The 25,855-nt window shown below is 67.9% G+C and carries 33 protein-coding genes and 1 pseudogene; 21 read left to right on the top strand and 13 right to left on the bottom strand.

The window, feature by feature from the left end:
* The first annotated feature begins 85 nt into the window (after positions 1 to 85).
* Genes EPN51_RS16560 through EPN51_RS16550 form a run of 3 tightly spaced genes read left to right on the top strand, consistent with a single transcriptional unit; the run spans position 86 to position 3,061 of the window.
* Positions 86 to 904 (top strand): TauD/TfdA family dioxygenase, encoded by an 819-nt coding sequence (locus tag EPN51_RS16560; protein ID WP_293044503.1) that lies wholly within the window; start codon positions 86 to 88, stop codon positions 902 to 904.
* On the top strand, positions 901 to 1,605 hold the full coding sequence (locus tag EPN51_RS16555) for an SDR family oxidoreductase (protein ID WP_293044501.1): 705 nt from the start codon (positions 901 to 903) through the stop codon (positions 1,603 to 1,605). Before EPN51_RS16560 ends, EPN51_RS16555 begins: the two co-directional genes overlap by 4 nt.
* A 13-nt stretch (positions 1,606 to 1,618) precedes the next feature.
* Complete coding sequence (locus EPN51_RS16550) at positions 1,619 to 3,061, top strand: aldehyde dehydrogenase (protein ID WP_293044499.1); 1,443 nt, start codon at positions 1,619 to 1,621, stop codon at positions 3,059 to 3,061.
* Here the strand turns inward: EPN51_RS16550 and EPN51_RS16545 are convergent.
* On the bottom strand, positions 3,058 to 3,675 hold the full coding sequence (locus EPN51_RS16545; RefSeq protein ID WP_293044497.1) for a TetR/AcrR family transcriptional regulator: 618 nt from the start codon (positions 3,673 to 3,675) through the stop codon (positions 3,058 to 3,060). The two genes, EPN51_RS16550 and EPN51_RS16545, sit on opposite strands and share 4 nt — an antisense overlap.
* A 137-nt stretch (positions 3,676 to 3,812) precedes the next feature.
* On the opposite strand from EPN51_RS16545, the gene EPN51_RS16540 reads away from it, so the two are divergent.
* Positions 3,813 to 4,628, top strand: coding sequence for an IclR family transcriptional regulator (locus tag EPN51_RS16540; RefSeq protein WP_293044495.1), 816 nt, complete (start codon positions 3,813 to 3,815; stop codon positions 4,626 to 4,628).
* On the opposite strand, the gene EPN51_RS16535 is transcribed toward EPN51_RS16540, so the two are convergent.
* From EPN51_RS16535 to EPN51_RS16515, 5 genes are read right to left on the bottom strand one after another with little or no spacing between them, the layout of a single operon-like run.
* On the bottom strand, positions 4,616 to 5,365 hold the full coding sequence (locus EPN51_RS16535; protein ID WP_293044493.1) for a class II aldolase/adducin family protein: 750 nt from the start codon (positions 5,363 to 5,365) through the stop codon (positions 4,616 to 4,618). The two genes, EPN51_RS16540 and EPN51_RS16535, sit on opposite strands and share 13 nt — an antisense overlap.
* Complete coding sequence (gene hcaB / locus EPN51_RS16530) at positions 5,362 to 6,180, bottom strand: 3-(cis-5,6-dihydroxycyclohexa-1,3-dien-1-yl)propanoate dehydrogenase (RefSeq protein WP_293044491.1); 819 nt, start codon at positions 6,178 to 6,180, stop codon at positions 5,362 to 5,364. The genes EPN51_RS16535 and hcaB overlap by 4 nt, the downstream gene beginning before the upstream one ends.
* On the bottom strand, positions 6,164 to 6,409 hold the full coding sequence (locus EPN51_RS16525) for a dihydrodiol dehydrogenase (RefSeq protein WP_293044489.1): 246 nt from the start codon (positions 6,407 to 6,409) through the stop codon (positions 6,164 to 6,166). Before EPN51_RS16525 ends, hcaB begins: the two co-directional genes overlap by 17 nt.
* Positions 6,406 to 6,945 carry a 3-phenylpropionate/cinnamic acid dioxygenase subunit beta gene (locus EPN51_RS16520; protein WP_293044487.1) on the bottom strand — a complete coding sequence of 180 codons (540 nt, stop codon included), beginning with the start codon at positions 6,943 to 6,945 and terminating at the stop codon, positions 6,406 to 6,408. The genes EPN51_RS16525 and EPN51_RS16520 overlap by 4 nt, the downstream gene beginning before the upstream one ends.
* The gene (locus EPN51_RS16515) at positions 6,942 to 8,312 is read right to left on the bottom strand and encodes an aromatic ring-hydroxylating dioxygenase subunit alpha (RefSeq protein WP_293044485.1); all 1,371 of its coding nucleotides are present in this window, start codon (positions 8,310 to 8,312) and stop codon (positions 6,942 to 6,944) included. The genes EPN51_RS16520 and EPN51_RS16515 overlap by 4 nt, the downstream gene beginning before the upstream one ends.
* A 274-nt stretch (positions 8,313 to 8,586) precedes the next feature.
* Between EPN51_RS16515 and EPN51_RS16510 the strand changes: the two genes are divergently transcribed.
* The 5 genes from EPN51_RS16510 to EPN51_RS16490 all read left to right on the top strand — a co-directional run bounded on the left by EPN51_RS16510 (position 8,587) and on the right by EPN51_RS16490 (position 12,688).
* A complete protein-coding gene (locus tag EPN51_RS16510) occupies positions 8,587 to 9,558 on the top strand; it encodes a Rieske 2Fe-2S domain-containing protein (RefSeq protein ID WP_293044483.1) in 972 nt (323 codons plus the stop codon).
* Positions 9,555 to 10,040, top strand: coding sequence for a hemerythrin domain-containing protein (locus EPN51_RS16505; protein WP_293044481.1), 486 nt, complete (start codon positions 9,555 to 9,557; stop codon positions 10,038 to 10,040). The genes EPN51_RS16510 and EPN51_RS16505 overlap by 4 nt, the downstream gene beginning before the upstream one ends.
* Before the next feature lie 68 nt (positions 10,041 to 10,108).
* The gene (gene pcaH, locus EPN51_RS16500) at positions 10,109 to 10,882 is read left to right on the top strand and encodes a protocatechuate 3,4-dioxygenase subunit beta (RefSeq protein ID WP_293044480.1); all 774 of its coding nucleotides are present in this window, start codon (positions 10,109 to 10,111) and stop codon (positions 10,880 to 10,882) included.
* Entirely contained in the window at positions 10,875 to 11,465 is a 591-nt protein-coding gene (pcaG, locus tag EPN51_RS16495; RefSeq protein ID WP_293044478.1) for a protocatechuate 3,4-dioxygenase subunit alpha, read from the top strand. The genes pcaH and pcaG overlap by 8 nt, the downstream gene beginning before the upstream one ends.
* Positions 11,462 to 12,688 carry a lyase family protein gene (locus EPN51_RS16490; protein ID WP_293044477.1) on the top strand — a complete coding sequence of 409 codons (1,227 nt, stop codon included), beginning with the start codon at positions 11,462 to 11,464 and terminating at the stop codon, positions 12,686 to 12,688. Before pcaG ends, EPN51_RS16490 begins: the two co-directional genes overlap by 4 nt.
* A gap of 10 nt (positions 12,689 to 12,698) precedes the next feature.
* Here EPN51_RS16490 and EPN51_RS16485 read toward each other — a convergent pair whose 3' ends face one another.
* The 4 genes from EPN51_RS16485 to EPN51_RS16470 form a co-directional block, all read right to left on the bottom strand.
* Positions 12,699 to 12,962 (bottom strand): hypothetical protein, encoded by a 264-nt coding sequence (locus tag EPN51_RS16485; protein ID WP_293044475.1) that lies wholly within the window; start codon positions 12,960 to 12,962, stop codon positions 12,699 to 12,701.
* A gap of 181 nt (positions 12,963 to 13,143) precedes the next feature.
* Positions 13,144 to 13,356 carry a hypothetical protein gene (locus EPN51_RS16480; protein WP_293044559.1) on the bottom strand — a complete coding sequence of 71 codons (213 nt, stop codon included), beginning with the start codon at positions 13,354 to 13,356 and terminating at the stop codon, positions 13,144 to 13,146.
* 189 nt (positions 13,357 to 13,545) lie between these two features.
* The gene (locus EPN51_RS16475; protein WP_293044473.1) at positions 13,546 to 14,385 is read right to left on the bottom strand and encodes a methyltransferase domain-containing protein; all 840 of its coding nucleotides are present in this window, start codon (positions 14,383 to 14,385) and stop codon (positions 13,546 to 13,548) included.
* The gene (locus tag EPN51_RS16470; protein ID WP_293044471.1) at positions 14,385 to 14,690 is read right to left on the bottom strand and encodes a DUF2249 domain-containing protein; all 306 of its coding nucleotides are present in this window, start codon (positions 14,688 to 14,690) and stop codon (positions 14,385 to 14,387) included. Before EPN51_RS16470 ends, EPN51_RS16475 begins: the two co-directional genes overlap by 1 nt.
* A gap of 56 nt (positions 14,691 to 14,746) precedes the next feature.
* Here EPN51_RS16470 and fdxA point away from each other — a divergent pair, with 56 nt between their 5' ends.
* The 5 genes from fdxA to EPN51_RS16445 are packed head-to-tail and all read left to right on the top strand — an operon-like array spanning position 14,747 to position 17,402.
* Positions 14,747 to 15,103, top strand: coding sequence for a ferredoxin (fdxA, locus tag EPN51_RS16465; protein ID WP_293044469.1), 357 nt, complete (start codon positions 14,747 to 14,749; stop codon positions 15,101 to 15,103).
* Positions 15,104 to 15,127: 24 nt separating this feature from the next.
* Positions 15,128 to 15,844, top strand: coding sequence for a helix-turn-helix domain-containing protein (locus EPN51_RS16460; protein WP_293044467.1), 717 nt, complete (start codon positions 15,128 to 15,130; stop codon positions 15,842 to 15,844).
* Entirely contained in the window at positions 15,841 to 16,266 is a 426-nt protein-coding gene (locus EPN51_RS16455; RefSeq protein ID WP_293044465.1) for a hypothetical protein, read from the top strand. The genes EPN51_RS16460 and EPN51_RS16455 overlap by 4 nt, the downstream gene beginning before the upstream one ends.
* A gap of 53 nt (positions 16,267 to 16,319) precedes the next feature.
* Complete coding sequence (locus EPN51_RS16450; protein WP_293044463.1) at positions 16,320 to 16,454, top strand: hypothetical protein; 135 nt, start codon at positions 16,320 to 16,322, stop codon at positions 16,452 to 16,454.
* A gap of 6 nt (positions 16,455 to 16,460) precedes the next feature.
* Positions 16,461 to 17,402: a nitronate monooxygenase gene (locus EPN51_RS16445; RefSeq protein WP_293044461.1), complete on the top strand. Its 942-nt coding sequence runs from the start codon at positions 16,461 to 16,463 to the stop codon at positions 17,400 to 17,402.
* A gap of 38 nt (positions 17,403 to 17,440) precedes the next feature.
* On the opposite strand, the gene EPN51_RS16440 is transcribed toward EPN51_RS16445, so the two are convergent.
* Positions 17,441 to 18,145, bottom strand: a complete 705-nt coding sequence (locus tag EPN51_RS16440; RefSeq protein WP_293044459.1) for a helix-turn-helix domain-containing protein — start codon at positions 18,143 to 18,145, stop codon at positions 17,441 to 17,443.
* 90 nt (positions 18,146 to 18,235) lie between these two features.
* Here EPN51_RS16440 and EPN51_RS16435 point away from each other — a divergent pair, with 90 nt between their 5' ends.
* The gene (locus EPN51_RS16435; RefSeq protein ID WP_293044457.1) at positions 18,236 to 18,691 is read left to right on the top strand and encodes a DoxX family membrane protein; all 456 of its coding nucleotides are present in this window, start codon (positions 18,236 to 18,238) and stop codon (positions 18,689 to 18,691) included.
* Positions 18,692 to 18,700: 9 nt separating this feature from the next.
* Here the strand turns inward: EPN51_RS16435 and EPN51_RS16430 are convergent, their stop codons facing one another.
* Positions 18,701 to 19,201, bottom strand: coding sequence for a DUF1990 family protein (locus EPN51_RS16430; RefSeq protein ID WP_293044455.1), 501 nt, complete (start codon positions 19,199 to 19,201; stop codon positions 18,701 to 18,703).
* A 57-nt stretch (positions 19,202 to 19,258) separates the two neighbouring features.
* Here EPN51_RS16430 and EPN51_RS16425 point away from each other — a divergent pair, with 57 nt between their 5' ends.
* Genes EPN51_RS16425 through EPN51_RS16410 form a run of 4 tightly spaced genes read left to right on the top strand, consistent with a single transcriptional unit; the run spans position 19,259 to position 22,776 of the window.
* Complete coding sequence (locus EPN51_RS16425; protein ID WP_293044453.1) at positions 19,259 to 20,143, top strand: aldo/keto reductase; 885 nt, start codon at positions 19,259 to 19,261, stop codon at positions 20,141 to 20,143.
* Between the two features lie 38 nt (positions 20,144 to 20,181).
* A complete protein-coding gene (locus EPN51_RS16420; protein WP_293044451.1) occupies positions 20,182 to 20,808 on the top strand; it encodes a PaaI family thioesterase in 627 nt (208 codons plus the stop codon).
* A gap of 32 nt (positions 20,809 to 20,840) precedes the next feature.
* A complete protein-coding gene (locus EPN51_RS16415) occupies positions 20,841 to 21,518 on the top strand; it encodes a TRIC cation channel family protein (protein ID WP_293044449.1) in 678 nt (225 codons plus the stop codon).
* Positions 21,519 to 21,522: 4 nt separating this feature from the next.
* Positions 21,523 to 22,776, top strand: a complete 1,254-nt coding sequence (locus EPN51_RS16410; RefSeq protein ID WP_293044447.1) for an amidohydrolase — start codon at positions 21,523 to 21,525, stop codon at positions 22,774 to 22,776.
* A 98-nt stretch (positions 22,777 to 22,874) separates the two neighbouring features.
* On the opposite strand, the gene EPN51_RS16405 is transcribed toward EPN51_RS16410, so the two are convergent.
* The gene (locus tag EPN51_RS16405) at positions 22,875 to 24,578 is read right to left on the bottom strand and encodes a Na+/H+ antiporter (protein WP_293044445.1); all 1,704 of its coding nucleotides are present in this window, start codon (positions 24,576 to 24,578) and stop codon (positions 22,875 to 22,877) included.
* A gap of 95 nt (positions 24,579 to 24,673) precedes the next feature.
* Here EPN51_RS16405 and ygiD point away from each other — a divergent pair, with 95 nt between their 5' ends.
* Positions 24,674 to 25,519 carry a 4,5-DOPA dioxygenase extradiol gene (gene ygiD / locus EPN51_RS16400; protein ID WP_293044557.1) on the top strand — a complete coding sequence of 282 codons (846 nt, stop codon included), beginning with the start codon at positions 24,674 to 24,676 and terminating at the stop codon, positions 25,517 to 25,519.
* Between the two features lie 84 nt (positions 25,520 to 25,603).
* Positions 25,604 to 25,843: pseudogene (locus tag EPN51_RS16395) on the top strand (lipocalin-like domain-containing protein); the annotation flags it as partial.
* Positions 25,844 to 25,855: the final 12 nt, after the last annotated feature.

Here is a 25,855-nt window from a genome sequence, read left to right as displayed (position 1 = left end):
GACCTTACCCGCTATTGCCAAGTAAGTATATGGGTTTGTATATTTTCGTGGAACGGTTCCCCGCGCACCCGAAAGGTGGCTCACAATGCCCGAAACGTTGGCGCTCAGCCCCGAGCTCGGGGCCGAGCTCGTCGACTACGGCGACGCCGCCGCGCTGCTGTCCGACGACGTCGTCGCGCAATGCCGCGAAGCGCTGAAATGGCGCGGAGTGCTGCTCATCCGGGGTGCCCACTTCGATGACGATGCGCAGCTCGCCTTCAGCCGGAAATTCGGGGGAGACGGCGGCGTCGCGGGCGGCAAGGAGCTCTCCACTATCTCGATGGACAAGAAGGTCAACAGGCTCGCCGAGTACCTCAAGGGTGCGTTCAACTGGCATCTCGATGACACCACCAGTGCGGTCCCGTCCCGCGCGACCATGCTCACCGGGCGCAGGCTCTCGGCCGAAGGTGGCGGCACCGAGTTCGCCAATACCTATGCGGCGTACGAAAACCTGCCCGCACACGAGCGGAAGCGCTACAACGGACTGCGCGTCGTCCACAGCTTCGCCGCCGCGCAGTTGCGGGTGAACCCGGACCCCACCGCCGAGGAACTCGCCAGCTGGCGAGCGGTACCGTCCCACGAGAGCGCACTGGTGTGGCAGCGCCATGACGGGCGCCGATCGCTCGTGATCGGTGCCACCGCAGACCACATCGTCGGCGTCTCCGCCGGGCAGAGTCGGGACATTCTCGAGGAACTGCTCGCGTGGGCGACGCAGAAAAGGTTCTGCCATACCCACGACTGGACCGTCGGCGACGCCGTGCTCTGGGACAACACCGCCGTGTTGCACCGCGCGCTGCCGTACGACCCGGCCTCGGATCGCATGCTGCGTCGCACGCACATCAAGGGAACGGAGGCGTGGGCGTGAAGACCGCGCTCGTCACGGGTGGCGCCTCGGGTATCGGCCGCGCCATCGCCGACCGGCTGCGCGCCGACGGCAATCACGTCGCGACGATCGACCTCACCACCTCGGACACCGACTTCGCCTACGTCGCCGACGTCACCGATCGGGCGGGGCTCGACGAAGCCCTGGCGGGTGTGCACGCCGCGCTCGGCCCGATCACCATTCTCATCAACGCCGCGGGGCTCACCTCGTTTCGCCGATTCGCCAACCTGACCATCGACGAGTGGACGAAGGTCATCGACGTCAACCTCAACGGGGTGTTCCACGTGACCCAGGCGGTGCTGCCGGACATGGTGGCGGCGAAATGGGGTCGCATCGTGAACATCTCGTCGTCGAGCACCCATTCCGGCTCGCCGTACCAGGCGGCATACGTCGCCGCCAAGTCCGCCGTGAACGGCCTGACCAAGACCCTCGCGCTGGAATACGGACCACTGGGCATCACGGCCAACGTCGTGCCCCCGGGCTCGATCGACACGCCGATGCTGCGCAAGGCCGAACGCGACGGATTGCTGGGCGGATCCGTCGAGGACATCGCCGCGAGAATCCCCGTGCGGCGCATCGGCGTGCCGGACGACATCGCGGCGACATGCTCGTTCCTGGTCTCCGAGGAGGCCGGTTACATCACCGGACAAATCGTCGGCGTCAACGGCGGACGTTGCACCTAACTGTGGAGGCATCTTGTACCAACGCACCGAACTGTTCATCGACGGAACGTGGGCGACACCAAGCACCGACGCCGCCATCGACGTCGTCTCCCCGCACACCGAGCACGTCGTCGGACGCGCGGCGGCGGCCGCACCCGCCGACGTCGATCGCGCCGTCGCGGCCGCCCGCAGGGCGTTCGACGACGGGCCGTGGCCCCGGCTGAGCCCGCAGGAGCGCATCGCCGCCGTCGAACGGCTGGCCGCCGCCTACAAGGACCGCCGCGCCGAGATGGCCGAACTCATCTCGGCCGAGATCGGCGCCCCCATCACGTTCGCCAAACACGTCCAGGCGCGCCTGCCGCTCACCGCGATGGCCGCGTTCTGCAAGGTGGCCGGAGAGTTCACCTGGCAGGACGACCGTACCGGCTTCTACGGCAAGGACATTCGGGTCGCCAAGCTGCCCGTCGGCGTCGTCGCCGCGATCGTGCCGTGGAACATGCCGCAGTTCCTCACCGTCGGCAAGGTCGTGCCCGCGCTGCTCGCCGGCTGCACCGTCGTGCTCAAACCCGCACCCGAGTCGCCCCTGGATGCGCTGCTGTTCGCCGACATCGCCGCGGCCGCCGAGCTGCCGCCCGGCGTACTCAACGTGGTCCCGGGAGACGGGGCCGTCGGTGCTCACTTGGTCGCGCACGCCGGCGTCGACAAGGTCTCGTTCACCGGCTCCACCGCGGCGGGCCGCCAGGTGGCGATGGCGTGCGCGGCCGGGCTCAAGCAGGTCACGTTGGAACTGGGCGGCAAGTCCGCGGCCATCGTGCTTCAGGATGCCGATCCCGCGGCGACCGCGAAGGCCATCCAGATGGCGAGTCTGGCCAACAGCGGTCAGGTCTGCAACGCGCTCAGCCGTGTACTCGTACCAGCCTCGCGCGCAGGGGAATTCACCGAAGCGCTGGAGGCTGAGCTCGCCGGGCTGTCCGTCGGTGACCCGGCGGACCCCGCCACGCAGCTCGGACCGCTGGTGGCGCAACGCCAGCAGGCGATGGTGCGCCGTTACATCGAGGATGGGCAGCAGGCGGGCGCGCGGCTGGTGGTCGGCGGCAGCGCAATGCCCGACGGCCTCGACCGCGGATGGTACGTGCGCCCAACGCTTTTCGCCGATGCGACCAACGACATGCGGATCGCGCGGGAAGAGATCTTCGGTCCGGTCCTGACCGTCATTCCCTACCGCGACGAGGCCGACGCCGTGGCGATCGCCAACGATTCCGACTACGGGCTCGCCGGTGCGGTGTTCACGGCCGACCGCGAGCGCGGCCTGGGCGTCGCCGCGCGGGTACGCGCCGGCTCGTTCGGCGTGAACGAGGGCTACATCATGGATCCGCTTGCCCCCTATGGCGGCCTGAAGGCGAGCGGCTGGGGCCGCGAACTCGGCCACGAGGGGCTCGACGGTTATCTGGTTAGCCAGTCTATCTCGGGTGCCTAACGGGGCAGCACGCCCCGCAGGAACAACCGCACCGCGTACTGCAGGTGCCGTTCCTGCTGTTTCTTCGAGCGGAATACCCCGAAGTCGGCCATGCGCGCGGGCACCGCCTCGACCATGGCGAGGAAATGCTCGGCCGCCAGTTCGAGGTCGTCCACCTCGATGTCACCGCGGTCGACATAACGGCGCAGCACCTGGATGGCCGTGCGCTGGCGTCCCGCCCACATCATGGACTCGGCAGAGATGTTGAACTCGGGGAAGAGTGCGGATTCATTGGCCGCGATGCGCTTGAGCCGCACGTTCTCCGGGTGCGTCGCACGGCTCAGCGAGGCGCGCCCGAGCGTCAGCAGGGCTGTCTCCACGTCCTCGTGGTCGACATCGTCGACTTCGTCCGTGTACCGCGCCAGCGCCCAGGGAATCACGTCGGCGAACACGGCCCGCTTGTCGGGATACCGGGCGTACAACGAGCGTCTGGTGATGCCGGCCGCCCGCGCGATGGCCTCCATACTCGCACCGGCGTAACCGAGTTCGAGGAACGTCGCCACGGCGGCCTCGCGAACGGCGAGGTCGAGTTTTCTGGCCTCGGCCCGGGTGGGGCGCCCGCGCCGCGTGGACATCTGATGGATTCTACTGCGCCGGACGGCTCGTCCGATCGAGGTCGATGGCGAGTCCTCGATGTTGGACCCACCCGGCGCCGAGGCTGAGTCCGCCGTGAGTGCGGCGATCCGGGCCGCGCCGGGAGTACCGTCATGCCATGCAGAAAAAGCGTGAGCGCGCGGGCTTGAACGCCGCGGCGGGGCCGCCCGCCGAATCGCTTGCGCCGCAGTATCCGATCGAGTCGGTCGACAATGCGCTCAAGCTGTTGTTGCTGCTGGGCGAGCAACCCCAGATCCGGCTGAGCGAGGCGACCCGGTATCTGGGCGTGGCGTCGTCGACCGCGCACCGGTTGCTGGCGATGCTGGCCTACCGCGGCTTCGTCCGCCAAGACCCGGTGTCCAAGGCGTATCTGCCCGGCCCGTCGTTGACCGGGGTGGCGTTCGCGATCTTCGGGCGCATCGACGTCGCGCGATCCGCCGCGCCCATCATGCGCAGCCTCAGCGAGCAACTCCGCGAGACCGTGCATGTGGGAATGCTGGACGGCGCCAGCGTCCGGTTCGTCGCCGCGGTCGAAGGGCCGGCCGCGGTGCGGGTGGCGACCCGGCTCGGCCGCGCCCTGCCCGCGCACTGCACCTCGACGGGCAAGGTCATGCTGGCCCAGTTGTCGTCACCGGAGTTGCGCGCGCTGCTGCCGCACGAGCGGCTCGAGCGCATCACATCGCATTCGATCGGCAGCCGCGCCGAGCTGGAAGCCGAGCTGTCCGGTGTCCGCGAGCGTGGGTACGCCACCAACCGCGAAGAGAGTGAAGAAGGCGTCGCCTCTGTCGCCGTACCCATCCCGACGCGTGCGCCCGGGCTGCGGCTCGCGCTCAACGCCGCCGCACCACAAAACCGCCTGGCCGCTTCCCGGTATCCCGCCGTGGCTGCCGCACTTATCGCCGCCGCCAAGGAGATTGGCGATCAGCTCGGGTAGTCCGGTGGCGCGGGTCCCCCCGCGAGCCGTGCCACCTCGTGGCGCCAGGCCGCCTCGGCGGTGAACGCCGGCCCCAGATCCGGCAGGTCATCCCAGTCCGCATCGGCGATGTCGCGCAGCGTGCCGCCGGCCGCACGCACCCGCAACGACATTCGGGCAAGCGCGTCGAGGCTGATCGCCTGCAGCACCGCTTGCGGCACCGTGGCGGCGGCGCTGGTGATCCCGTGTCCGCGGCAGATCACCACGGGCCCGCCGCGCATGGCCGCCACCATTTCCTTGCCCAAGCGTGAATTCCGGATCAGCACAGCGCGTTCGTAGACGGGGACGCCGCCGCGCGCCAACCGGGCGCCGGCAATGTCATGTGCGCCGTAGATGGGCCGGATCGTGATGCCGGCCAGATCGGCGGCGACCACCGCCGGTGGATGCAGGTGCGCGACGGCCGTGTGACGCGGATCGGCCAGCATGGTCTCGATGTGGATGGGCAGTTCGTTGGGAATGCGGTACCCGTCGAGTTCGCCTGGGGCGCCGGCGGTGCCGTCGAACCGAACGAGCCGGATGTCGCTGGGCCGGGTGAATGCCACGCCGGTGTCGGCGTCGCTTCGGCAGCGCACCAGCAGGCGGTCGTCGTCGACCCGCCGGCTCAGGTGGCCGAGGATGCCGTCGACCAGGCCGCGGGCGGCCGCGACGCGGCAGCCCTGCGCGACCAGGGTGCGTTGCCGCTCCAGCCGGTCGGTCATGGTTGAGCTGGTTTCGGGACGGATCCCGTTGCGCCGAGGCCGAATCCACCGTCGGGGCGCACGCTTTCGCCGGTGATCCCGCGGGACCGGTCGGACGCCAGGAACACATAACTGGACGCGTGGTCTTCGCCGGAGAGCGCGACATGCAGGGGGGTGCGCGCCGCCACCTCGCGGGCCCGGTCGGGACGGTCGTCCAGGCGAATGTCGTCGAGCCCCAAGCTGGCGAGGCCACGCAGGTCCGTGCCCACCGTGCCGCCGGGCGCCACCCCGTTGACCCGGATCTGCGGCGCCAGCTCGTGGGCCAACGCCGAGACCAACCCGCGCACCGCGAATTTCGAGGACACGTAGAGCACCCCGCCGCGGCCGGGATAGAACGACGAGGCCGACTCGGTCAGCACAATCGAGGACCCCGTCCCGGCCCGCAATGCGCCGAGCGCCGCCTTGACCGACTGCAGATGAGTCAGGACGTTGGTGCGAAACATTTCGTCGAACGCACCGGGCAGGTCGTCGGGGCCGATGTCGCCGATACCCTGGTAGAAGTCGAAGATTCCGACGCAGTTGACCAGCGTGTCCAGCCCGCCGAAGGCATCCACCGCGGCGGTGACCGCGCGTTCGTTGGCCTCGTATGCGGTGGCATCCCCTTCGACCACCGGCACGTCGGGCAGCTGAGTGCGCAGTGCGGCGCACTTGCCCGGATCACGTTCCAGCGCGGCGACTTTCGCGTCCTCGTCGCGAAACGCGGCCACCACGGCCCGGCCGATGCCCGAACCGGCGCCGACGACCAATGCGCGTTTGCCGTCAAGCCAGCCCGTCATCGCGCCCCTCGGGATCGTCGGGCAGCAGCGGCGCGTGGGAATTGCCGACCATGGCGGCCAGCGTACGGGGGTTCTGCCAGGTCAATGCCTCGACCTCGAGCGCGTCGAGGGTGATCCACTGCCCGGATCTGGGCGCGCTGATCAGCAGCCGCGACCCATTGCGGGTGTCCACCCGGCGCACCACGACCTCGGTGAATTCGTTTGCGATCGTGATGGATTCGCCGCTCATAGGAACACCGCCAGGTTCTGCATTCGTAGCACCGATTCGTCGGTCATGATAGTGCGGCGGGCCAGCTTCCAGCTCTTTGGGGGACCATCGCAGCGTCGCAGCACATCCTCCCGGCCGCAGGACAGCAGGGCGGCCTCGTTGACGTCGCCGCGGCTGCGGAACAGCAGTTCGGCCGATTCGACCACCAGATGCGCCTCGTCGACGCCGGTGAACGTGCGCACGTTGGTGATGAAGTGACGCAGCCGCGAGGGCGGATCCTCGGCCCACACGTGCTCGGTGCCCATCCGCGCGACCCGCTGGCTCAGCGAGTATCTGTCCTCGTCGAAGTGGTCCATCCCGGGTTTGGGAAAGGGAGAGGTGTCGAACCCGGCGCCGCGCGCGGTCGTGACCCGCACCGGCATGGTGTAGCGGATGTCGTCGGTCAGCGTGTCCAGCCACGCCTCATACTGCTGGGCGTCGAGCAGGTACGCCTCGTCCACCAGGAACTGATGCGCCTCGAGGTGCCGAGTGTCGTTGAATGGCAGGGGTTTTCTCATGTGCGGGCCTCCTGCAGGTAGTCGGCCCACATGCTCAGCAGGGCGCGCTGGTTGTGCTCGTTGTAGCCGACCTGCGCGCGGCCGGGGCCGTGGAATGCGCTGGGCGCCAACGCCTCGATGACGGGGCGGTCGTCGGCCAGCAGACCCATCCGGCTGTTCAGCAGCAGCCGCCGCGCCATCGAGCCGCCCGCCGTGGTGGTCAGCGACACCCAGTTTTCCACATCGTCCTGTTCGAACATGCCCGTCGAGCCGAAACACATCAAATACGCCTTGTACGAATCTTGTTTGTACTGCGGGGGAGCGGCGGAGTCTACGGCAAACCACGAACACACTTCGGTCTCGTTCTCGCTGATCGGCTGCCATAACCGGATCGAGATGAATGGCAGCACTTCTGCTTTCTGGTCATCGTGCCCGTCGCGCGCCCCGTCTCTTACGCGGGGCCAGTTGTGCACGAAACTCAGGTTCGGAAAGCAGGTCGCGGCCGAGATCATGAAGCCGTCCTCGCCGACCACCCGCTGCTGTCGGGGCGTCCACACGTCTTTGATGCGGCCGATCATCTCGCTCGGGTAGCCGACATAGCGCATCCGTTCCTCGAAGCTGCCCGGCGGGAGTTTGTAGGTGGTTCCACCGCCGCGGTGCGCCCAATAGGTGGCGCCGTCCTTGCGCTTGTGGGCTTTCGGCTCCCGGAACAGTCCGATGTCGACGATGGACGCGTGGGTGTGCGGGGTGTGGTACATATCGCCGGCGAAGTTCTCCGCGCCGATCTTCCAGTTCGCCTTGATCCGCCAGCGCTGCGGCCCCCGCACCTCGACGCCGCCGGCGCTTTGTTTGGTGTAGTAGTCCAGGTAGAACTTGAAGTCGCCGAGGAAGTCTTCCAGCGGTTCGGCGCCTGCGTCGAGGCTGATGAACAGCAGGCCGTTATAGCTCGCGAAATTCGGTGCGGGCAAAAGGGTTTGGCCTTTGGCGAACCCCTCGTCGCCGCCGTAGGCCTCGCGGTGGAACGGCAAGCCGGTGAGCCGTCCGTCGTTGCGGTAGGTCCAGCCGTGGTACGGGCAGCGGAAGTTGGAGGCGTTTCCCATTTCCGCGCGACAGAGCTGCATTCCGCGATGCAGGCACATATTGAACAGCGCGCGCACGGTGCCGTTCGAGTCGCGGGTGATGATGAACGAGTCGTCGAGGACCCGGCGCACGACGTAGTCGCCGTCCTGCGGGATTTCGGACTCGTGTCCCACGAACGTCCACGCCCGCCCGAACAGCCGTTCCTTCTCCAGCGCGAACAGTTCCTCGTCGTTGTAGATGTGCGCGGGGATCATCCCGCGGCGCACGTTCTCGAAGACCTCGGCCAATTTGCTGTCCTGGTCTGCCATCAATCCTCTGTTCTACAGAAATACTCTCCGCTCAGTAGAATCCCGCAGTCTTCGGCGCTCGTCAATCGCCGGGGCGATCGCGCCGCCGGGTGGTCACCAGGATCCTTTGGGCTGATTCACAGGCGGCACACAACAAAAAGGCAGAACCCCACGGCTACGGTGGGTCACGGCCGCCGGTCGGCGTATGTGAGCGCGGAGTAAACTGGGGGTAATCGTTCGGGTTTGCGGTTGTTTACTGGTTATTATCCACTTATTTGAGGAAAGGCGGGGTGCCATGGTGGGTCGGCCACGAGGGGGTCGATTGGAGCAGGTCGGGTCGAAGGTTCTGGCCGCTATCGGGCGCCAAGAGTGGATGGATCGACCGAGCTATCGGTTCGAACACCTGCTCAGCTTCGCCTACAACTCGCTGGGCGGCGCCCGCAACACCGTCACCAACGCGCTCAACGGTGTCTGGCTCGGGCACCCGGTGCACCCGCCGCTGGCGTCGCTGACCAGTGGCGCGCTCGGCACGACGGTGGCGCTGGACGCGCTCAGCTTGCTGCCGGGCCAACCCGCATCCGAGGTCGTGGACGCATCGCGATTCGCCTCCCGCGCGCTCGGGGTCGGCATCCTGGCCAGCCTGGGCTCGGCCGTCACCGGCGTCACCGACTGGCAGCACACCCACGAGGAGGACCGCCGGGTCGGCGTGGTGCACGGCCTGTTGAACGTGGCCGCCACCGCGCTGTACATGCAGTCCTGGCGGGACCGGCGCAAGGGGCGCCACGGTCGCGGCATCGTGCTCACCGCGCTCGGCTACGGCATCACCGTTGCCGGCAGCTACCTCGGCGGGGCGCTGGTCTTCGACTCCGGTATCGGCATCGACCAGTCGGGCCCGCGGCTGCGCACCTCCACCTGGACGCCGGTGCTGCCCGCAAGTTCGTTGAACGGCAAGCCGGTACGCGTCGAGGTCGACGGCGTGGGGCTGGTGGTCTGCCAGACCGAACCCGGCGAGGTCGCGGCCTACGGGGAATTCTGTCCGCACCTGGCCGCCCCGATGGCCGACGGCTGGATGGACCGCGGCCGGCTGGTATGCCCTTGGCACGGCTCATGGTTCGCGGCCGAGTCGGGAGAAGTTCTGCGCGGTCCGGCAGCAGCGCCGCTGCCGTGTTACGAGGCCCGATTGGTCGACGGAGTGGTCGAAGTCCGCGGCGAGCAGCAGCCCGCTCCCGGGGGCGCGGTAGGAATCGCAAAAGGAGGAGCCAATTGAACGCCTATGACGTTCTCAAAGACCACCACATCGTGATCAAGGGCCTCGGCCGCAAGATCAGCGAGGCACCGGTCAATTCCGAAGAGCGGCATTCGCTTTTCGACGACCTGCTGATCGAGCTCGACATCCACTTCCGCATCGAGGACGACCTGTACTACCCGGCGCTGCGCGCGGCGACCAAGCTGATCGCGGTCGCGCACGCCGAACACCGCCAGGTCGTCGACCAGCTTTCGATGCTGCTCAAGACCCCGCAGAGCGCCCCCGGCTACGAGCACGAGTGGAATTCGTTCAAGGCCGTCTTGGAAGCGCACGCCGACGAAGAGGAACGCGACATGATCCCCGCTCCGCCGCAAGTGAAGATCACCGACGCGGAGCTCGAAGAGTTGGGCAACAAGATGACCGACACGATCGAGCGATACCGCGGCTCCGCCGTACACCGCCTGCGGACCAAGGGCCGCGCGGCGTTGATCCGCGCCCTGTAGCCTCTCCGACCGACAAGCGCCGCCCGCTTGCGGGATTCGGTGGATCATCGAGAGTAGCGTCACGCCTCATGGACGCCGAGTGTGTCGCATCTCAGGCTGACATCACGGCGGAGATCGCCCGCATCGCAGCGCAATACCCGGGCGCCGCCGGGGGAGTCGGGCCGCACGGGCAGCCGCGGCTCGACTATCCGCCCTACCGCAGCACGACGCTGCGCCATCCGACGCGACCCCTGGTCGCTGTCGATCCCGAGGGCGTCGAACTCTGGGCGCCGTGCTTCGGTGATCAGGACGTCGACCCGCTCAACGCCGACCTGACGGCCGGGCACCCGGGTGAGCCGATCGGGGAGCGCATCGTGGTGAGCGGGCGGGTTCTCGACGAAGGCGGCCGGCCCGTGGCGCGTCAACTGGTCGAGATCTGGCAGGCCAACGCGGGCGGGCGCTACCGCCACCAGCGTGACCGGCACCCGGCCCCGCTCGACCCGAACTTCACCGGCGCCGGCCGGTGTCTGACCGGGCCGGACGGCTCGTATCGGTTCCTGACCATCAAGCCCGGCCCCTACCCGTGGCGCAACCATCACAACGCCTGGCGCCCGGCGCACATCCATTTCTCCCTCTTCGGAACCGCTTTCACCCAGCGCCTGGTCACCCAGATGTATTTTCCGGGCGACCCCAGGTTCGAGCTGGATCCGATCTTCCGGTCGATCCTCGATCCGGCCGCCCGGCAACGGCTGATCGCCCGCTACGACCACGACCTGACCGAGCCGGAGTACGCGACCGGGTACCGCTGGGACATCGTCCTGGCCGGCGGCGCGCCAACGCCTACCGAAGGCGCGCATGACTGAATCAGCTTGCACGCCAGGGCAAACCGTCGGGCCCTTCCTCGACCTGGGATTGCCGTATCCCGGTGACAGCAAGCTGGTCGACGACGGCCATCCGCAGGCGATCCGGTTGCAGGGCACGGTGTACGACGGCGGCGGCGCCGTTGTCCCGGACGCGCTGGTCGAACTCTGGCAGCCCGACGGCGCGGGACGCATTGCGCGGCAAGCGGGTTCGTTGCGCCGGGGCTCGGTGTCGGATCGGCACCCTCGAGACGCCTCGTCGTTCACCGGTTGGGGCCGGTGCGCGACCGACGGCGCCGGGCGATACGCGTTCACCACCCTGGCTCCGGGTTCGGTGATCGACGGGCGGCCGCCGTTCTTCGCGCTCACCGTGTTCGCGCGGGGGCTGTTGAATCGGCTGTTCACCCGCGCCTACCTGCCCGGAGCCGAGCCGGACGCCGATCCGCTGCTGGCGGCCGTCCCCACCGAGCGCCTACCCACGTTGCTCTGCGTCGCCGGAAACAGCGCCTCGACATACCGTTTCGACATCCACCTGCAGGGCCCGGCCGAGACCGTCTTCCTCGCGTACCGGGCGGACCCGCGATGACCAACCTGCTGTGGCCCGGAGACCATCGAGCCGGCGAGCACATGACGGATCAGGCGCTGCTGCGATCAATGGTCGCGGTGGAATCCGCGTGGCTCGGTGCGCTGGCGGCCGCGGGTCTGGCGCCCGCCGACTGCGCCGGTGCGGACCTGTGGAATCTGGTCACGCACAACGATTGTGAGGCGATCGCGGTTACCGCCGAAGACGGTGGCAATCCGGTCATTCCCCTGATGAAGCTGCTACGCCAACGCGCGGAGCCCGCCGTGGCGCCGTGGATCCACCGCGGACTCACCAGTCAGGACGTCCTGGACACCGCTCTGATGCTGGCCGTGCGCGCGGTCGCCGATGACCTGATCACACAGCTGAGAGAGCAGATTTCCGCGCTGTCCGAACTCGCCACACGACACCGGGCCACGCCGATGGTGGCCCGCACCCTCACCCAGCACGCCGCGCCCACCACCTTCGGCGCCAAGGCCGCCGGCTGGCTGAACGGGGTCGTCGATGCCTTCGAACCGGTGGCCGCGCTGACCACACCGGCCCAAATCGGTGGTGCGGCAGGGACCTTGGCCGCCACCACGGAGCTAGCGGCATTGCTCACCGGCACACCCGACCCGGCTCGGGTGTCGGCCGGGCTCGCCGCGAACACGGCAACCGCATTGGGCCTGGCGCTGCGGCCTCCGTGGCACACCGCGCGGGCACCGATCACCGCGGCAGCCGATGCCTTCGTCGGCTGCACCGACTGCTGGGGCCGCATCGCCTCCGACGTCGTCACGCTGGTCCGCCCGGAGATCGCCGAGCTCGGCGAGCCGGCGGCCGAGGGCCGCGGCGGCTCGTCGTCCCTGCCGCACAAGCGAAACCCCGTGCTATCCATCCTGATCCGCCGCACCGCCCTCTCGGCGCCGCCCTTGGCCGCCACCTTGCACACTGCCGCGGCGCTGGCGAACGACGAACGGCCCGACGGTGCCTGGCACGCGGAATGGGACACGCTGCGCACCCTGGGCCGGCGCACCGTCGTCGCGGGATCGCAAACCGCGGAGTTGCTGACCGGACTGACCGTGCATGCACGGCGCATGGCTGAAAACCTCGATGCCGCAGATGTTTTGGGTGAACAACGAGCTATCGCCAACCTGGCGGGTAAAGAGCCGTCACCGGCCTATTTCGGCGCCGCCGACCGGCTGATCGACGAGATCCGCGGCCGCGCCGCGCGGGTACTCGCCCGGCGCTGATCGACGACTCTCAGTCGGCCACCGCGATCTCGATGGACAAACAGTCACCCAGGGCGTGCGCTGCCGCCCAGTCCCCGCCACACACGGCGCGCTCGAGTTCGTCGACCAACGGGCTGTCGGCACCCAGGTCCGCCAGCCACCCCGATACCGTCGCCGTGATCTGATGGGCGGGTACCCGAGCGACATGCCCCTGGTGGAGCCGGTCGGTCAACTGATAGATCGTGGCCGTCGGCCTCCGCTGCGGCCAATGAACCGTCCATTTCGGTGAATTCATTGTCCCCTCCCCGCTAGCCTCAACGACTCATCCGTCCCCGGTGGCACGTCCAGCTTTCGACCGCAATAGTACGTCTGTACCAATGCGTGGGTCGTCATTTTGGCCGACGAAAATCGAACTTTTTCAAGGTTCTTGTCCATCGCGATCGCCTACCTGGTTCTGCAGCAGAAGAGCAGACCGATCAATGCCGCGCCAATGAGGCACGGCCCGCCCGGGACATGATGCGTTGCAAGACGTTGTGGGACAGGTCGCCGTCGTTGGCCACCCTGGTGAGGCCGCGCCGCCTCAGGAACATGTCGAGTCGCCGATCGGGTGACCAATCGGCGTAGATGGGGCCGAGGTAATGCGACTGCAGGAAATCCGACGCCAACGCGTCGAGGTCGGAATCCGTCAACAACGGCGGGCTAACACCCATGGCCGGCACGCTCCTTTGTCCTCCCCACAACTGCCGCAGCCAAGTTACGTCAGAGGGCGTCACTAAACCGTCACGCGGAGATTGCGGAACGGGCCCAAAGTCGGTGCCCGAAATCAGAAGCGACGCAAAGGTGGGGGGTGGAGGCCTTGCCCAAGCCTTTTCGAGGGGTTAGCCGGTGGCCGTTGCCGCCGGTTTGTGGGCGACGATGGCGACGGCGGTCAGTTGCTGGCGATGCTTGCGGAAGGTACGGCGCATCGCCAGAACCCGCTTACGGGCGTCGTGCTGCACGATCACATTCCTGGCGAAGCGCAGCGCCCCGACGAGTCCCTCGTCGGAGACCAGCCGGCGGGGTTGCAGCAGGGCCATCGGCGCGGTCGTGACGTGATCGACCACCAATCCGTGCTCGGTGAGCAGTTTCGACCACTCCGCAATCGTCAACGGACGCGCGTTGACCTTGATGGAACGGGCGAGCGCCTGCCGGATGTCGGCGCTGACCTCCTCGGACACCGTGTCCGGTGTGAGGGCCAGTTCGTGGATCGCGTAGCGACCGCCCGGCCGCAGTACGCGGGTCGCCTCTGCGACGATGGCATGCTTGGCCGTGTCGCCCTGCATCGTCAGCATCGCCTCTCCGATGACGACATCGCTGCTGGCGTCCGGCAATCCGGTCTCGGCCGCGTCCGCGAGCCGCACGGAGGCATTTTGCGCACCGAGATCGGTGAGCACGCCGCGGACGATGTTGGCCGCGTCCGGGTCGCCTTCGGCGCCGAGGTACGACCGTGGCCCGTGGGCAACGATTTCGGTGGCGGTGCGGCCCAGGCCCGGCGCCAGCTCGACCACGTCGGCGCCGGTCAGCTCCGCGCGGGACAGCAGGGTGCGGGTCAGCCCGAGACCGCCGGGACGCAACACGCGCTTACCGAGCCGCGCCAGCAGCCAGTGGCCACCGACCGCTTCGTCGTCGCGGCGCGATGCCGGTAGCGGAAGTTCGGAACCTACTCGTTCTCCTGGCATCAGATCTCCTGTGGCGCGGCGCTTTGCGGTGGCTCCAGGACCAGCTCTTCGTGTCCATGGTGCACAGCGGGTGGGGTGTCGATGAGCTTACCTATCCGGATCCGCCAGGCGGGGCCTGTCTCAAGGTATTCCCACCCGTAGCCGCCCTGATAGTCGGCCTCGAATTCCTCGCGCAGGTGCTTGGGGTCGTGATTGTTCACCAGAACGAACGATTCGCCGACCTTCAGCGCGGCGTAGGCCGCGAAGATCGTCGGGTGCTTGTCCGGCTTACGCAGCTCGCGGACGTCAAGTTCGTTGGCAGCCATGATTCTCCGACCTGATTCACTAATTCTTACAATGGATGTTGTGTAAACTCTAGCGCATGACTTACGTGATCGGGAAGCCATGCATCGACGTGATGGACCGCTCCTGCGTCGAGGAGTGCCCGGTGGATTGCATTTACGAAGGCGGTCGGGCGCTCTACATTCATCCAGACGAGTGTGTCGATTGCGGCGCGTGCGAGCCGGTCTGTCCGGTGGAGGCGATTTACTACGAAGATGACCTGCCCGAGGACCTCAAACCCCACCTGGCCGACAATGGAGCCTTCTTCGCCGAGACGCTGCCGGGCCGCGACGAACCCTTGGGATCTCCGGGCGGGGCGGCCAAGGTCGGTCCACTCGGCGTCGACACACCGCTGGTGGCGGGTCACCCCAGTGTCGCGCATTCGGACGGGGCGTGAAGAACAAGCAGTGGGAGGGACCTTTTGAGAACCCAGAAGACTCGGCAGACCCGGAAACTCCAGGAGTTGCAGGATCCGGCAACGGGGGAGTCGCCCGGCCGCCGCCGCGCGGTGATGCGGTTGCTGCGCGCCTCGCCGGATCCGATGAGCATCGCCGGGATCGCCGATGAGCTGGGTGTGCATCCCAACACCGTCCGCTTCCACCTCGACAGCCTGGTCACCGACGGGCAGGTGGAGCACGTCGAGCTGGACCGCAAAGGGCCGGGGCGCCCACCGCTGATGTTCCGCGCGGTCCGGCAGATGGATCGCGGTGGAACGCGGCATTACCGGCTGCTGGCCGAGATCTTGACCATGGCCTTCGCCGCCGACGGTGATCCCGGGCCCAAGGCCCTGGCCGCGGGCCGGGCCTGGGGGCGAATGGTGGATGCCGAACTGCATCCGCCGCCCGACCACGCGGCCAGCACAGAAGAGGCCATCACCCGTTTGATCGACGTGCTCGACGAACTCGGCTTCGCGCCCGAACGCCGGGTGGTCGACGGAGAACAGCAGGTCGGACTGCGGCACTGCCCGTTTCTGGAATTGGCCGAAGACCGGTCGAGTGTCGTGTGCCCGGTGCATCTGGGCCTCATGCAGGGAGCCGTGGAAACCTGGGGAGCGCCGGTCTCGGTGGACCGCCTCGACTCGTTCGTCGAGCCGGATCTGTGTCTGGCTCACCTCACGCTGCAGGGGGCGGCCAAATGAGCACCGGAACGGCGGTCGCCGTCGCGCTCAGCTTTGTCTGGCTCGGCATGGTGCTGGCCATCTCGTTCCTGGAAGCCCCACTGAAGTTCCGGGCGCCCAATGTGACGTTGCAGATCGGGCTCAGCATCGGGCGGCTGGTCTTTCGCGCCCTCAACACCGTCGAGGTGGCTTTCGCGCTCGTCATCGGGGCGATTGTGATCGCGGGGCCCAGCCGGGCGGGCGTCGTCACGGCGATTGCCGTCGTCGTCGCCGCGCTGGCCGTCCAGCTGGTCGTCGTGCGGCCCGCGTTGACTCGTCGTTCCGACAGGGTGCTGGCCGGATCGGACGGCCCGCGCTCGCGGGCCCACTACGGCTATGTCGCGCTGGAGGCGGTCAAGGTGGTCGGGCTCGTCACGGCGGGGATACTGCTACTGAGCGGTTAACAGCAATCCTCAAGGCCGTGGGTGAAAAGGCCTGGCAACTGCGAAGGACCCGGATGGATTCCATTTCGTTGACCGAGGCACGACCGGCCGAATACCTTGCGATTCCCGCCGAAGGCCGTGCGCCGCACGGGATCGAGTGCTCGCTGGGTCTGCTGACCGTGCCGAACACCCTTCCCTCGGTGCGCTAGCCGCCGATGTTATCGACACCGTGGGCGACGAGTTTCGGTCTGCGCGCCCCCATCGTCAACGCCCCGATGGGTGGGGTCGCCGGCGGCCGCCTGGCAGCGGCGGTCACGGCGGCCGGTGGTCTGGGCATGGTCGGCATGGGCAGCGTCGCGACCCGGGAGATGCTGGCCGAGCAGTTGCAGCACGTCGACGGGCGGTTCGGCATCGGCCTGGTCGACTGGGTGATGCGCAACGAGGCCGGGCTGCTCGAGGATGCGCTCGCCGCGCGGCCCGCCCTGCTGTCGGTCAGTTTCGGAACCGACTGGTCCTGGGTCGCCGCGGCGCATGACGTCGGAATCCCCACCGTCACACAGGTTTACGACAGTACCGGGGCGCGAAGGGCTGTCGACGCGGGCGTCGACATCCTGGTCGCTCGCGGGTCCGAGGGCGGTGGGCACGGCGAGGTCAAGCTGGGGCTGCTGCCGCTGCTGGACGCCGTCTTGGACGCGGTCACGGTGCCGGTGCTGGCCGGCGGCGGCGTCGCCTCGGCGCGCAGCCTGGCCGCGGTGCTGGCCGCCGGCGCGAGCGGGGCATGGGTGGGCACCCGGTTGTCGGCATGCCCGGAGGCGCTGACCGGCGACGCCGGCCGCCGGGCCCTGGTCTCCGCCTCCGAAACCGATACCGCCGTCACCCGGGTCTTCGACGTCGCGAAGGGGCTGCCGTGGCCGGCGCGATTCCCGTCGCGGGTGTTGGCCAACGACTTCGTCCAGCACTGGACGGGTCACGAGGAAGCGCTGGATTCGGGGGCCCGCGAGGAGCTGGCCGCGGCGATCGGCGCCGCGGACTGCCGGATTGCGCCCGTGGACGCCGGTCAGGGCGTCGGGATGATCCGCGACGACACGTCGGTGGGCGAGGTCATCGACGAGATGTGCACGGGCGCAGCAAGGTTGCTGTCCGGCTGGGGGTCATAGGTCCGCTCGCCGCCACGCTGGCGTGACGCTCGGCGACCTTACTTGCCGCCCGGCGTGAGCACGACGCAGCACCGGTCCCGCCCCGGGCAGAGTCTTGCGTCGGGCTCGTGTGGTGCCAGCGCTTCGGCCACTCCGGTGATCAGCGCGTGGTTCATGGTGCAGGCCAGCTCCGTCTGTTCCTGCGCCAGGGCGTGGAACGGGCAGTTGGCGAGCTCGACCTCGTCATCGCCGAATCGAGGCTCATAGCCGTACCGGCTCAGCACCGCGACCGCGCGCTGCAGGGCGGCGGCGGCGTCGGCGGGCGGGTGCCTGCCGGCTCTGGCTCCGATCGCGTGGCCGTAGTCGCGGGCGACCCGGTTCAGGACCTCGATGACCGGTTCGCCGGTGCCCGCCGACCGGGCGATGGCCGTCGCCATCAAGCGCCCCGCCAACTCGTACTCGCGCTGCGGGAGGCTGACCGCGATGTCGCGACGCGCCCGGCGATACAGCTTGGCGGTCCGTCCGGCGCCGGGACCGGAGCGGCCGGTCAAGCGCGCGAAGTCGGTTTCCAGCAGGCCCTCGGCGGTGAGCCGGTCGAGGTGGAACTTGGCCTGGTGGTGAGCGATCCCGACGCCGTCGGCCGCCTGGTCACGGCTCACGGGCGCCGGCTGGGCGCACACGAACTGATACAGCTGGCGGCGCACCGGGTCGGCGAGCGTGCCGATGCCGGCGGCGTCGCGCTGCAGGCGGTCCCCGTCGTCCATTCGATGGCCGTTTCTAAAAGATGAAATGCTTGACGCTACAGTGTAGTCGTTCTACCGTTCAATATATTATCCGTTAGAAATGGAGGCAACATGAGCACCAAGCAAGCCGGCGCGGCCCCCGGCCTCGCCGAGCAGTTGCGGGACCCGGCCTATTCGGCATATTTCCTGCTCCGCACCGTCTTCACGATCGCGCCCATCGCGTTCGGGCTGGACAAGTTCTTCAACCTGCTGACCCACCCGCATCACTGGAGCATGTATCTGGCCGGCTGGATCAATGACCTGGTTCCCGGGACGGCCGATCAGTGCATGTACCTGGTCGGCACCATCGAGATCGTGGCCGGGGTTGTGGTGGCGGTCGCCCCACGGCTGGGTGCCTGGGTGGTCGCGGCCTGGCTGGCCGGGATCATCATCGACCTGGTCACCGGGCCCGGCTTCTACGACGTCGCGCTGCGCGACTTCGGTTTGTTGGTCGGTGCCCTCGCGCTGGCCCGGCTGGCGCAGGGCGTGCACAGTGGCAGCATCGGAGGCAGCATCGCCGAGCGGTAACCGGGTGCGTCACACCGCCCGCAGATAGCGCTTGGCGATGACGCGCTGGGTGACCCGCACCAGCGGCCCGCCGGCCTTGCTCCACCAGGTTGCGGGCCTGGAGAACGCCGACACCTCCGCGTATACCGCGGAGGTGCTCGGGTCGTGACGCACCACGAAACGTTCCTCGCCGGACTCCGGGTGCCCGGGCAGGGTGCCGTAGCCGAAGCCACGGATGTCGGGTTCGTCGACGACGTACACGACGCGGCACGGCGCCGGCAGAAAACCCATCCGCACCACCACCACCGCGTCGACGACGGCGACCTCGGAGCTGGCCCGCACGCGCAGCCCGGAGCCGCGCTGCATGCCCCAGCGCATGACGGCGTGAGCGGCCTGCTCGAAACGCTGCCGCCCCGTGCCGATTTGGCGCTCGGCATGTTGATGGTCGTACCCCGCGGGCAGCTCGCCGGACGCCGTCGCCCCCACTTCCCGATAGGTCAGGGGAAGTTCCTCGAGCGCTGCTAGGTCCATGGGCTCAGCTTGCCACGCCACGATGCGCGGCGGCGTTCGGCGAGTACGGTCGGAGAAGTGACCACACAAGACTCGAAAACCGTTGCCGGGGCGTCGGGAACGTTCACCCTCGGTGGAGATCTGACCGTCAACCGCCTCGGCTTCGGAGCGATGCGCCTGACCGCGAAGGGCGTGTGGGGCCCGCCCGACGACCGCGACGAATGCGTGCGGGTGCTGCGACGCGCCGTCGAACTCGGGGTGAACTTCATCGACACCGCGGACTCCTACGGCCCGTACTTCTCCGAGGAGATCATTCACCAGGCGCTGCATCCCTATGACGGCCTGGTGATCGCGACCAAAGCGGGGCTGCTGCGCACCGGGCCGGACATCTGGATTCCATTGGGCAATCCCAGTTATCTGCGCCAGGAATGCGAGCTGAGCCTGCGCCGGCTGGGGGTGGACACCATCGACCTGTTCCAGCTGCACCGCATCGACCACCACTTCCCGCTGCAGGATCAGGTCGGCGAGCTGGTCGCCCTGAAAAACGAAGGCAAGATCCGCCACATCGGCCTGTCCGAGATCAACGTCGACCAGCTGGCCGAGGCTCAAAAGATCACCGAGATCGTGTCGGTGCAGAACATGTACAACCTGTCGGCCCGCGACGCCGAGCCGCTGCTGGACGCGGTAACCGAACAGGGCATCGGCTTCATCCCGTGGTTCCCGCTGGCCGCCGGACCGCTGGCCGCCCCCGACGGCCCGCTGGCGCGCATCGCCGCCGAGCACGACGCGACGCCGTCGCAGCTGGCGCTGGCCTGGTTGCTGAAGCGTTCACCGGTGATGCTGCCGATTCCGGGGACGTCGAAGGTGGCCCACCTGGAGGAGAACGTCGCCGCCGCCGAGATCACCCTGTCCGACGACGAGTTCGAAACCTTGTCCGCCGCGGGGGCTCAGCAGACCGGCTAGCCACCACGCGAAAGCGCGCGCCCGCCGGGCAATACGGTGTGGTGGTGGCCGAACATCAGCGACACCCCGGCGGGGGATTCAACCCGCCCGAACCCACCGTCAAGGGTGGGCCCGACTACGGCAGGTTCATCGACGCCGTGCGCACGTTGCAGGATCACGCCCGCGCCGTCGACGCCCCCGACGAGGTGATCACCGAGGCCGCCGACCTGCTGGAGAAGGTGTCGGGTTTGCTGACACCGTTCGACGCCGACGAATGGGCGTCCCCGTCGGGGCGCCGGATGGACCTGCCGATGCGCGGCAACATCCTGACGATCCCGATGTCGGCCCACAAAGGCGACGACGGCCGCATCCACGGCGAGGCCCGCTTCGCCCGGTTCCATCTCGGCCGCAACGGCGCCGTGCACGGCGGTGCCCTGGGGATGCTGTTCGACTCCGTGCTCGGGTTGTCGGCCGCGGTGCTCACCGGTAGCCCGCGCCAGCGCACCGCCTACCTCAAGATCGACTACCGCAACATCGTCCCGGTGGAAAAGGAACTGCGGTTCGACGCGGGCGTCGACCGGGTGGACGGGCGCAAGATCTTCGTGTCGGGCCGGTTGACCGACGGCGAGCGCTTGCTGACCGAAGCCGACGCGCTGTTCGTACGGCTCAAACCCGGCCAGCCTTAAGGCGCGCGGCCCCGAATGGGTACCCGGTCGGTGTGGTGATCGCCGAACTGACGATGACGGACTTGTTCCGTGCGGTGGACCTGACCGGTGTGTTCGGCAACGCGCTGCTGGGCGGTGTGGTCGCGCGCAAAGACAAATTGGATCCCGTCGGCTTCGCCGCGCTCGCGGTGCTGTCGGGGCTGGGCGGCGGCATCATCCGCGACACCCTGCTGCAGCGCGGTACGCCCGTCGCCCTCACCGACTACGCCTACCTGCTGACCGCGCTGGCCGGAGCGGGGATCGCGTTCGTGTTCCGCGTCGAGGGCCGGGTGTGGAATTGGCTGTGGCCGGTCGTCGATGCGCTCGCGCTGGGATGCTGGGCCGCGACCGGTGCGCACAAGACGCTGGCCGTGGGGCTCGGCTGGTTGGCGGCGCTGCTGCTGGGCACGATCTCGGCGGTGGGCGGCGGCGCGACGCGCGACATCGTGATGCGGCGGGTGCCGGGCATTTTCGGCGGCAACACCTTGTACGCCACGTGCGCACTGGTCGCCAGCGGCGTGCTGGTGCTCTTCAACTACCACAACCATCCGACGCCGGGGCTATTGGTGGGAGCGCTGACCGGGACGGTGTTGTGCTGGCTCTCGCAGCGGCGCGGTTGGATGTTGCCCGCCGCCGACACCTGTTCTCCCACAAGACTTTTCACTAAGCGTCACCGCAACAGGGAGGACTGAAACGATGAACAGTGACTCGACTGTGCTCGCGGGCCTGGCCGACGCCCGCGGCTGGCAGGAGGACTTTTACCGCAACCTGCATCAGCATCCGGAACTGTCGCACCAAGAACACAACACCGCGGCTGCGGTGGCCCACCGGCTGCGCGGCTCCGGCTACGACGTACACGAGGGCATCGGCGGCACCGGCGTCGTCGGGATCCTGCGCAACGGCGACGGTCCAGCGGTACTGATGCGCGCCGACATGGACGCGCTGCCGGTGGCCGAAGACACCGGCCTCTCGTACGCCAGCTCCGTCACCGCCACCGATGCGGACGGCAACGAACGGCCGGTGATGCACGCCTGCGGGCACGACGTTCATGTGACCTGTCTGCTCGGCGCCGCCTCGCTGCTCGCCGGGGCGCGTGCGCGTTGGCACGGCACCGTGATCGCGCTGTTCCAGCCCGCCGAGGAAGTCGGAGACGGCGCGAGACGCATGGTCGACGACGGCCTGGCGAAGATCGTCGGCCACGTCGACGTCGCCCTGGCCCAGCATGTCCTTCCGTTCCCGGCGGGTCGGGTGGCCACCCGACCAGGACCCGTCCTGACGACCGCCGACAGCATGCGGATCACCGTGCATGGCCGCGGTGGACACGGTTCGATGCCGCAGGCGACCGTCGATCCCGTGGTGCTGGCCGCCATGATCGTCATCCGGTTACAGACCGTCGTCTCGCGCGAGGTCGCACCCACCGATGCCGCGGTGCTGACGATCGGCAGGATCGAGGCGGGCAGCAAGAGCAATGTGATCGGCGACCGCGCGGTGCTGGAACTGAACCTGCGCACCTACAACGACCAGACCCGCAACAGAATGCTCGACGCGATCCGGCGCATCGTCACCGCCGAATGCCAGGCATCCGGATCCCCGAAGGAACCCGAATTCGAGCTGGTGGACCACTTTCCGCCGACCGACAACGATCCCACGGTCACCGCGCGGGTGCGGGCCGCGTTCGCCGACTATTTCGGCGACCGGGCATGCGACCTTCCCCCGCAGACCGCGAGTGAGGACTTCAGCGACATCCCCGACGCGCTCAACGCCCCCTACAGCTATTGGGGCATAGGCGGAATCGACCCCGATACCTATCGGAAGGCCGACTCGGCGGGCCGGACCAGCGAGGACATTCCCGTCAACCATTCCCCGCGGTTCGCCCCCGTCATCCAGCCCACCCTCGACACCGGCACCCAGGCGCTGACGGTCGCCGCGCTGGCCTGGCTGGCGCCGTAACCGAATGCCTGCTGTCGCTGCGGGTATGCCGGCCACCGATACCCGGCGCGAACCGCGGCGTGCACGTGGCTCACCACTTACCCCGTTTCGATCCGGTTTCAGCGGCCACGCCGGGGCCGCTGCGTGCGCCTGGGCAGCGTTCCCTCCTCATGGTCGAGTTCGCGTTCGAGCACGCGAAGGCTCTGGTCGGGCAGCATGCCGGCATCACGCCAGCGGACAAGTTCGTCGCGTTGCGCATCGATCGTCGCTCGCCGTATTCCGACGGCGGACTCGTACTCAGGGGAGCTGGGCAGCTCATCGGACTCCGATAGGAGATCGAGTCGACGTTGATATCGCTCGAGCCGGGCGGTCAACTGCTTTCGTACTCCATCGATTGTCCGATGATCAACGTCATCACGACCCTGTTGATCCAACTCGTCGAGTCGGTCGAGTGCAGCTTGAACGGCGGCCGTGCGAGCCCGATTACGTAGTCGTACTTCGTCCACGGCGTTGGCGTGGACGCCCAGAGCGCGCACCATCGGACCGAAGGTACTTCCCTGCCCGATCAGCGTCACCAGCACGACCACAAGGGTGCAGAACAGCAACAGATCCCGGAAGGGAAAAGGTGTGCCGTTGTCGGCCGTAAATGGCACGGTGAAAATTGCGGCGAGGCTCACCACGCCGCGAGTGCCTGCCCAGCTCAGCACGAAAACCTCACGGCCACTGAGTCGCTCCGAATTGCGGTCCCGCCGGCGACGGTCGACCGCCGTATCGGTGTCACCGCCGGACGCGGCGCCGGAGACATTCCCGAGTCGGCTGTGCAATGGCCGGGGGAGAGACTGGGTGAGCATCAACCACACGGGTCGCACCAGCAGCACCACCGCCGTGGTAACGGTGACCGCCACGACGATCGTCGAAAGCCGGTAGCCGCCAAGGCCGTCGAGGATGGCCGGCAACTGCTGACCGATCAGAAGGAACACGAGACCTTCGAGTAGGAAGTTGACCAGTTGCCAGACGGCTCGGGTCTGTAACCGGCTCGCGCCGGATTCCGACCGTGGCGAGTCGTGCCCAACGATCAGGCCACACACCACGACCGCCAATACCCCGGAGGCGGAGAGCTTCTCGGCCGCCAGATAGGTCAAGAACGGCGTGGCGAGGGAGATCGCATTGCTCGTCAGCACGTCGTGTGTCCAGCGTCGCAGTGCACGTCGGCACATCGCGAACGCCAGCCCCACGACCAGACCACCCACGGCCGCTACGACGAACGCGCGGATCGCCGACGGCACCGAGAATGCGGCGCCCCTCGCCACCGTGATGGCCACCGATAGCGTGGTGAGCGCGGTTGCGTCGTTCAGCAGTCCTTCACCCTCGATCAGCGTGACGATGTTGAGCGGTAGACCGACTTTGCGTGCGACGGCGAGCGCGGCCACCGGGTCCGTGGGCGCTACCGCCGCGCCGAGCACTGTGCCTACCGCGAGCGTCGCACCGCCGACGAGCAGTGCGAAGGCGATGCCGACCGACGCCGCGGTCACCAGAACGAGAACCACCGACAGGCTGATGACCGTGCGCAGATTGCGGCGTATGCCGACCAGCGACGATTCGAGTGCCGCGGCGTAGAGCAGCGGCGGCAATATGCAGGCCATCACCACATCGGGGCGAAGGCCGACGTTCGGCCCCGGTAGTAGCGCATAACCGATGCCGACGAGAGTGAGCAGCGCCGCGCTGGGCAGTCCCACGCGCTCGCTGATCCAATTCACCACCACGATCACGCCGACGGCGGCGAGCAGCAAGGCCAAAGCCGTCTGCGCCCCCATCGGCCCCATTCTGCCCGACACGGAACCGCGGCCGACGTTTCGAAGAGTAGTAAAGAGGAATGCCAGGGGATTCGGAGTCGACCGCCGTCGGGCAAGTTCAGCCGATGCCGGCGGCGTTCATCGGACACGGCAGCCCGATGAACGCGATCGAAGTCAACCGATACACATCGGCTTGGAAAGCCTTCGGGAAAGCCGTAAAACGCCCTCGCGCCATTGTGGTGATAAGCGCGCATTGGTACATCAATGCGACGGCTGTCACCGCGATGCCGCGGCCCCGCACGATCCACGACTTTTACGGGTTCCCGCAGAAGTTGTTCGAGGTGCGGTACCCGGCACCGGGTTTGCCCGACCTCGCCGAGGAAATCCGGGAGCTGGTGCAGCCGACCTGGGTGGGTGCGGATCTGGACAGCTGGGGCATCGATCACGGCGCGTGGTCGGTGCTGATGCACGCATTTCCGGACGCGTCTGTTCCGGTTGTCCAGCTGTCGATCAACGCCGACAAGCCGCTCGGCTACCACCTCGACTTGGGCACCAAGCTGGCCCCCTTGCGCGAGCGCGGCGTGCTCGTCATCGCCAGCGGCAACGTCGTGCACAATCTGCGCGCGATGGACTGGGACCTCCGTGACTACGGTTATGACTGGGCCAAACGGTTCGACGAGGACGCCAAGGCGCTGATGTTGTCCAATCCCGCCGATGCCGCGCGGCTTGAGGGGCACAGCTTTTATGGGGTCGCCGTCCCGACACCGGACCATTTCATACCGTTGCTGTACTTCGCTGGACTGGCCGGAGTCGGCTCAGACCAGCCCGACATCCTGGTTGACGGCTACACGTACGGATCGATGTCGATGACCGCCTACGCCCTGGGATTGGCTGGCGCCGGCGCGGCCTCTGTCCGGTCCGGGGCGCCGGAGCCCGCGCCGGACTTTCCCGCCGACGCCTCCAACATTTGAATAGTCATGGTGATCGACGAATATCGCCGCGAGGGCGATTGGCGCCGACGAGCTGTCAACGGCTGACCGGCCCCCTTCGCCTCCGGCGACTGGTTCGACGGCACCACCGAGGACTACGTGAAGGAGGCGACGTCCTACATCGCCTATTCGGGGCCCCTCCACGTCGATGAGGACAAACGAACCCGCACCCACTCGAGGTTCGTATCGCTGTTTCCCAACTGGACCGGTCAAACACAACCGCGGGCCGCCCTCGCCTCGGATGCCGCGAAATCCATTTCGGGACAAACGATTCCCATCGACGGGGACTCCAAGGCCGCGGAGTAGCCCGTGTTCGGG

This window comes from Mycobacterium sp. (genome assembly GCF_004298145.1).
In the GTDB taxonomy this organism is placed as follows: domain Bacteria; phylum Actinomycetota; class Actinomycetes; order Mycobacteriales; family Mycobacteriaceae; genus Mycobacterium.
The sequence above is the reverse complement of the archived record's forward strand: the minus strand, read 5'-3'. Positions and strand labels throughout refer to the sequence as shown.

What these genes read in the sequence shown, in the direction of transcription:
- pcaG (WP_293044478.1), top strand. Translation starts at nt 10,875, where the DNA reads ATGACTGAATCAGCTTGCACGCCAGGGCAAACCGTCGGGCCCTTCCTC.
- EPN51_RS16485 (WP_293044475.1), bottom strand. Translation starts at nt 12,962, where the DNA reads ATGAATTCACCGAAATGGACGGTTCATTGGCCGCAGCGGAGGCCGACG.
- EPN51_RS16450 (WP_293044463.1), top strand. Translation starts at nt 16,320, where the DNA reads ATGGATTCCATTTCGTTGACCGAGGCACGACCGGCCGAATACCTTGCG.
- EPN51_RS16455 (WP_293044465.1), top strand. Translation starts at nt 15,841, where the DNA reads ATGAGCACCGGAACGGCGGTCGCCGTCGCGCTCAGCTTTGTCTGGCTC.
- EPN51_RS16520 (WP_293044487.1), bottom strand. Translation starts at nt 6,945, where the DNA reads ATGAGAAAACCCCTGCCATTCAACGACACTCGGCACCTCGAGGCGCAT.
- hcaB (WP_293044491.1), bottom strand. Translation starts at nt 6,180, where the DNA reads ATGACGGGCTGGCTTGACGGCAAACGCGCATTGGTCGTCGGCGCCGGT.
- EPN51_RS16515 (WP_293044485.1), bottom strand. Translation starts at nt 8,312, where the DNA reads ATGGCAGACCAGGACAGCAAATTGGCCGAGGTCTTCGAGAACGTGCGC.
- EPN51_RS16540 (WP_293044495.1), top strand. Translation starts at nt 3,813, where the DNA reads ATGCAGAAAAAGCGTGAGCGCGCGGGCTTGAACGCCGCGGCGGGGCCG.
- EPN51_RS16525 (WP_293044489.1), bottom strand. Translation starts at nt 6,409, where the DNA reads ATGAGCGGCGAATCCATCACGATCGCAAACGAATTCACCGAGGTCGTG.
- EPN51_RS16535 (WP_293044493.1), bottom strand. Translation starts at nt 5,365, where the DNA reads ATGACCGACCGGCTGGAGCGGCAACGCACCCTGGTCGCGCAGGGCTGC.
- EPN51_RS16435 (WP_293044457.1), top strand. Translation starts at nt 18,236, where the DNA reads ATGAGCACCAAGCAAGCCGGCGCGGCCCCCGGCCTCGCCGAGCAGTTG.
- EPN51_RS16545 (WP_293044497.1), bottom strand. Translation starts at nt 3,675, where the DNA reads ATGTCCACGCGGCGCGGGCGCCCCACCCGGGCCGAGGCCAGAAAACTC.
- EPN51_RS16560 (WP_293044503.1), top strand. Translation starts at nt 86, where the DNA reads ATGCCCGAAACGTTGGCGCTCAGCCCCGAGCTCGGGGCCGAGCTCGTC.
- EPN51_RS16445 (WP_293044461.1), top strand. Translation starts at nt 16,461, where the DNA reads ATGTTATCGACACCGTGGGCGACGAGTTTCGGTCTGCGCGCCCCCATC.
- fdxA (WP_293044469.1), top strand. Translation starts at nt 14,747, where the DNA reads ATGACTTACGTGATCGGGAAGCCATGCATCGACGTGATGGACCGCTCC.
- EPN51_RS16475 (WP_293044473.1), bottom strand. Translation starts at nt 14,385, where the DNA reads ATGCCAGGAGAACGAGTAGGTTCCGAACTTCCGCTACCGGCATCGCGC.
- EPN51_RS16405 (WP_293044445.1), bottom strand. Translation starts at nt 24,578, where the DNA reads ATGGGGCCGATGGGGGCGCAGACGGCTTTGGCCTTGCTGCTCGCCGCC.
- EPN51_RS16490 (WP_293044477.1), top strand. Translation starts at nt 11,462, where the DNA reads ATGACCAACCTGCTGTGGCCCGGAGACCATCGAGCCGGCGAGCACATG.
- pcaH (WP_293044480.1), top strand. Translation starts at nt 10,109, where the DNA reads ATGGACGCCGAGTGTGTCGCATCTCAGGCTGACATCACGGCGGAGATC.
- EPN51_RS16440 (WP_293044459.1), bottom strand. Translation starts at nt 18,145, where the DNA reads ATGGACGACGGGGACCGCCTGCAGCGCGACGCCGCCGGCATCGGCACG.
- EPN51_RS16410 (WP_293044447.1), top strand. Translation starts at nt 21,523, where the DNA reads ATGAACAGTGACTCGACTGTGCTCGCGGGCCTGGCCGACGCCCGCGGC.
- ygiD (WP_293044557.1), top strand. Translation starts at nt 24,674, where the DNA reads ATGCCGGCGGCGTTCATCGGACACGGCAGCCCGATGAACGCGATCGAA.
- EPN51_RS16470 (WP_293044471.1), bottom strand. Translation starts at nt 14,690, where the DNA reads ATGGCTGCCAACGAACTTGACGTCCGCGAGCTGCGTAAGCCGGACAAG.
- EPN51_RS16430 (WP_293044455.1), bottom strand. Translation starts at nt 19,201, where the DNA reads ATGGACCTAGCAGCGCTCGAGGAACTTCCCCTGACCTATCGGGAAGTG.
- EPN51_RS16510 (WP_293044483.1), top strand. Translation starts at nt 8,587, where the DNA reads ATGGTGGGTCGGCCACGAGGGGGTCGATTGGAGCAGGTCGGGTCGAAG.